This window comes from Mesorhizobium sp. M1E.F.Ca.ET.063.01.1.1 (assembly GCF_003998155.1).
GTDB lineage: Bacteria > Pseudomonadota > Alphaproteobacteria > Rhizobiales > Rhizobiaceae > Mesorhizobium.
Genome location: NZ_RZSC01001378.1, coordinates 1 through 750 on the forward strand (window position 1 = coordinate 1; position 750 = coordinate 750).

Below are 750 nucleotides of genomic sequence, written 5' to 3' on the forward strand. Positions count from 1 at the left end.
CTGAAAAGCGTCGGCGATTTCGACATATCGGTCTCGGCCTATCCGGAAAAACATCCGGAAAGTCCGGACTTCGCCACCGACATCGACATGCTGAAGCGCAAGGTCGACAACGGCGCGACGCGGGCGATCACCCAGTTCTTCTTCGACAACGACCTTTACGAACGCTATGTCGAGCGGGCGCGGCGCGCCGGCATCTACATCCCGATCGTGCCGGGCATCCTGCCGGTGCATAGTTTCACCCAGGTCGCCAATTTCTCCTCGCGCTGCGGCGCGCTGGTGCCGGCATGGCTGGCCGAACGCTTCGAAGGGCTCGAGAATGATCCGCAGACCCACGCGCTCGTTGCCTCCGCGGTGGCGGCGGAGCAGGTGCTCGACCTCGTCGAACGCGGCGTCAGCGATTTCCACTTCTACACGATGAACCGCGCCGATCTGGTCTTCGCCGTCTGCCACATGATCGGCATCCGCTCGCATGAGGCGGATGTGGCCGGATCGGCCGCGGCTTAATGCATGTCGCCCAAAAGTGTGCAGCGGTTTTGGGAATACGACATGCATAAAGATTGAAACGGAAAAGGCCGGGTGGAACCCGGCCTTTTCGAACTGTTTGGACTATTTTCGGTGCTTGTCTTCCCGGCTTTGGCGGGTCAGGGAAGAACGCCTATGATAAGGGCACCGATGAATGCGAACGCTGCACAAATCATCAATGCGTTGATTGGCCTCGTCAGTCCCATGCCATAGCCTCCTCTTAAGAGC

General features: G+C 59.5%; 1 protein-coding gene. It reads left to right on the forward strand.

Features of this window, described 5'->3' with window-relative positions:
* Positions 1–504 (forward strand): methylenetetrahydrofolate reductase (locus EOA29_RS38695; RefSeq protein WP_189479162.1); only part of this gene is annotated, 504 nt, incomplete at its 5' end.
* Positions 505–750 lie beyond the last annotated feature (246 nt).